This window comes from Bradyrhizobium sp., assembly GCF_016462955.1.
Taxonomy (GTDB): domain Bacteria; phylum Pseudomonadota; class Alphaproteobacteria; order Rhizobiales; family Xanthobacteraceae; genus Bradyrhizobium.
This window is the reverse complement of record NZ_JAEMSD010000336.1, coordinates 4,004-7,741: the sequence shown is the minus strand read 5'-3', so window position 1 is coordinate 7,741 and position 3,738 is coordinate 4,004. Positions and strand designations below refer to the sequence as shown.

3 protein-coding genes are annotated in these 3,738 nt (G+C 66.2%); 1 reads left to right on the top strand and 2 read right to left on the bottom strand.

Annotation, left to right across the window (positions count from 1 at the left end; translation table 11 throughout):
- Positions 1–98 precede the first annotated feature (98 nt).
- Positions 99–1,187 carry a Zn-dependent alcohol dehydrogenase gene (locus JHD07_RS27250; RefSeq protein ID WP_291627672.1) on the top strand — a complete coding sequence of 363 codons (1,089 nt, stop codon included), beginning with the start codon at positions 99–101 and terminating at the stop codon, positions 1,185–1,187.
- Between the two features lie 108 nt (positions 1,188–1,295).
- Here the strand turns inward: JHD07_RS27250 and JHD07_RS27245 are convergent, their stop codons facing one another.
- Both JHD07_RS27245 and mbfA read right to left on the bottom strand, forming a co-directional pair.
- A complete protein-coding gene (locus JHD07_RS27245; protein WP_291627671.1) occupies positions 1,296–2,768 on the bottom strand; it encodes an amidase in 1,473 nt (490 codons plus the stop codon).
- A gap of 96 nt (positions 2,769–2,864) precedes the next feature.
- Positions 2,865–3,738 (bottom strand): iron exporter MbfA (mbfA, locus tag JHD07_RS27240; RefSeq protein ID WP_291627670.1); only part of this gene is annotated, 874 nt, incomplete at its 5' end.

Genomic DNA, 3,738 nt, shown 5'->3' with positions numbered 1-3,738 from the left:
AGGGAGCGTAACCCCTCACCCACCGCTTTGCGTCGACCTCTCCCAATGGGAGAGGTGAAGAACCGTCTCAACGAAACAACAACAACGAGGAAACACCGATGAAGGCCGCCGTCCTCCATGAAGTCAACCAGCCGCTCGTCATCGAGGACGTCAGCCTGCCGAAGCCCGGTCCGCGCGAAGTGCTGATCCGCACCGCCGTTGCCGGCCTCTGCCATTCCGACCTGCATTTCATGGAGGGCCTGTATCCGCATCCGCTGCCCGCGGTGCTCGGCCATGAGTCGGCTGGCGTGGTCGAGCAGGTCGGCTCCGACGTCACTTACGTCAAGCCGGGCGATCACGTCGTCACCTGCCTCTCCGTGTTCTGCGGCACCTGCGACAATTGCACCACCGGCCGCACCGTGCTCTGCACCGACACGACGGTGAAGATGCTGCCGGGCGCCTCGAACCGGATGCAGTGGTCGAAGCCGGAGAAGCTGCACCAGTTCCTCAATCTCTCGTCCTTTGCCGAGCAGATGCTGGTGCACGAGAACGCCATCGTCAAAATTCGCAAAGAGATGCCGCTCGATCTCGCCGCGCTGATCGGCTGCGGCGTCATCACCGGCTACGGCGCCGTGGTGAACACGGCCAAGGTGACGGCCGGCGAGACCGTGGCGGTGATCGGCTGCGGCGGCGTCGGCATGGCCGCGATCAACGGCGCGCAGATCGCGGGCGCCGGCCGCATCATCGCCATCGACACCAATCCGGCCAAGCTCCAGCTCGCGACCAAGCTGGGTGCCACCGATATCATCAATCCGGCCGACGGCGATGTCGTCAAGCAGGTCCGCGACCTCACCAATGGCGGCGTGCACCATTCCTTCGAGGTGCTCGGCCGCAAGGAAACCGCCGAGCAGGCGTTCGGCATGCTCGCTTCCGGCGGCACCGCCACCATCGTCGGCATGATCCCGTTCGGCCAGAAGATCGAGCTGCACGGCTTCGATTTCCTGCGCGAACGCAGGATCCAGGGCTCCTCGATGGGCTCGAACCATTTTCGCGTCGACATGCCACGCCTGGTCGACTTCTACTTGCGCGGCCGGCTGCACCTGGAGGATTGGATCTCGGCCAAGTTGAAGCTGTCCGAGATCAACGAGGGGTTCGCCAACATGACAGCCGGCAAGACGCTGCGCAGCGTCATCGTGTTCGACAGCTGATACGACAGGTTCCGTCATTGCGAGCGAAGCGAAGCAATCCGGAGCTGTTACCGCAGAAGCAGTCTGGATTGCTTCGTCGCAAGCGCTCCTCGCAAAGACACGCCGGCTCTAATCGTCAAACATCTTCGGCGGCACGAACCCGCCGAACTCCCGTTCGATCAGCTCGGCCAGCTTGAGCGGCGTGCGGTCCTCGAGGAAGGGACCGACGATCTGGACGCCGACGGGCAGGCCGTCGGGCGCAAAGCCGGTCGGGATCGCGGTCGAGGGCAGGCCGGGCAGCGTCGCGATCCCCGGCCAGGCGAGCTGGTCGGTATAGACATGGGCCTTGCCGTCGATGCTGATGCGGCGCTGCTCCTGGTCCGGCGCATGGTCGTGCGGAAAGGCCGCCGTGGGCATCACCGGGCAGATCACCGCATCGAAGGTCTTGAACAACTCGCGCCATTGCGCGCGCAACCGCGTGCGTCCGCCGTTTGCGGCCTGCCAGTCGCGATGGCTGAGCGCGATGCCGCGCAGCCGCTCGGCGGCGAGACTGTTGTCACTCTCCGGCAGCGCGGCTGCGGCCGCCTTGGCGCCGGCATAGATGTCGGGCGCGAAGGTTGCACCCAGGAACGACATCAGCATGCGCATATAGAGCCGAGACGACGCGGCAAAATCCGGCAGCAGCGGGCTGCTGCGCTCGATCTTCACACCTGCCTTGGCGAGCTTGTCTGCGAGCGCGTTGATGCTGCCGCGGACTGCGGCGTCGGTCGGCATCACCGGATCGGTGTCGATGACGAGCACACGGAAATCCCTGAACGCGGTGTGCCTGGCTGGCGGCAGGTCGAGGCGGTAGGCGAGGCCGGCATCGATCGGATCAGGCCCTGCCATCACGTCGAGCACCAGCGAAAGATCGGCCGCGCTGCGCGCCATCGGGCCGATCACGGAGAGGTCGCGCTCGAACGGCAGAGGCGGTAATGGCGGCGGCGTGTGGCCGCGCATCGCAACGAGGTTGAAGGTCGGCTTGTGGGCATAGATGCCGCAATGAAAGGCCGGCACGCGCAGCGAGCCGCCGATGTCCGAGCCGATCGACAACGGACCATAGCCTGCGGCGAGGGCTGCCGACGAGCCGCCGGATGAGCCGCCCGGGGTACGACCGAGATCGTAGGGGTTATTGGTGGTGCCGTAGATGTCGTTGTAGCTCTGCCAGTCGCCGAGCCCGAGCGGCACGTTGGTCTTGCCGATCACGATCGAGCCGGCCTCCTTCACCCGCGTGACCGGCAGCGCGTCCTCCTTGGCGATGAAGTCCTTTTGCGCGGGAATGCCCCAGGTCGTCGGCAAGCCCGCGACGTTGTAGGATTCCTTCACCGTCATGGGCAGGCCGAGCAGCGGCTTGCGCTCGCCGCGCGCCAACGCCGCGTCTGCAGCGCGCGCTGAGTCAAGCGCGCGATCGAAATCGCGCACGCAGATCGCGTTGACCTTGCCGTCGTGCCGTTCGATGCGCTCGATCGCGTCCCGTGTCAGTTCGACCGCCGAGACCTTCTTGGCGGCCAGCGCAGCCGACAGCTCGACCGCGCTCTTGAAACTCCATTCTGATGTGGACACGACGCGTCTCCCTTTCCTTGTTGAAGGATGATGCGCAGTCTGGCCCAATGCCGCAACCGACGTTTGATCGCGCTTGCCATGCAAGAGACGGCAGAACTACGCCGCCCCGATCACGATCCCCACCGCCAGCACGATGGCGCCGCCGAGCACGATCTGGAACACGGCCTGCAGGAACGGCGTGTCCATGTAGCGCGAGCGGATGAAGGCGATCGCCCACAACTCGAAGAACACGACGACGCAGGCGATGGCCGTCGCGATCCAGAAGGCGTTTGCCCAGCTGTCGGGCACCAGATAGGGCGCGGTGTGGCCCAGCCCGCCCAGCGTCGTCATCGCGCCGCAGGTGATGCCGCGCAGCCAGGGCGAGCCGCGCCCCGTGAGCGAGCCGTCGTCGGAGAGCGCCTCGGCAAAGCCCATGCTGATGCCGGCGCCGATCGAGGCGGCGAGGCCGACCAGGAATGTCTGCCAGTTCTGGTGGGTGGCGAAGGCGGCCGCGAACAGCGGCGCCAGCGTCGAGACCGAGCCGTCCATCAGGCCGGCAAGTCCCGGCTGCACATATTGCAGCACGAACATCCGCCGGCGCGTGCGGTCCTCTTCGGCGCGCACGTCGGGCCTCAGGATCTCGTCGGTCAGCCTGATGGCGGTGTGCTCGTGGCCCTTCTCGGCCTCGGCGAGGTCGCCGAGCAGCCGGCGCACGTTGACGTCCTCGGCCTGCTCGGCGGCCTTGGCATAGAAACGCTCAGCCTCGAGCTCCATGGTCTCGACTTCCCGGCGGATGGTGTCGAGCGGCAGGTTCTTGGTCAGCCAGATCGGACGGCGACGCAGGAAGCCCTTGACGTCCTCGCGGCGGATCGGCGGCAGATGCTGGCCGAAGCGCTGCTCGTACAGCTCCAGCAGCATGTGGCGATGGCCGCGCTCCTCCTCGGCCATCTGCTCGAACAGTTTCGAAGCCTCGGCGTGCTGGCCTCTCTTG

Bases quoted from the DNA above. Each gene is read 5' to 3' on its own strand.
- JHD07_RS27250 (WP_291627672.1), top strand. From the start codon at position 99: ATGAAGGCCGCCGTCCTCCATGAAGTCAACCAGCCGCTCGTCATCGAG.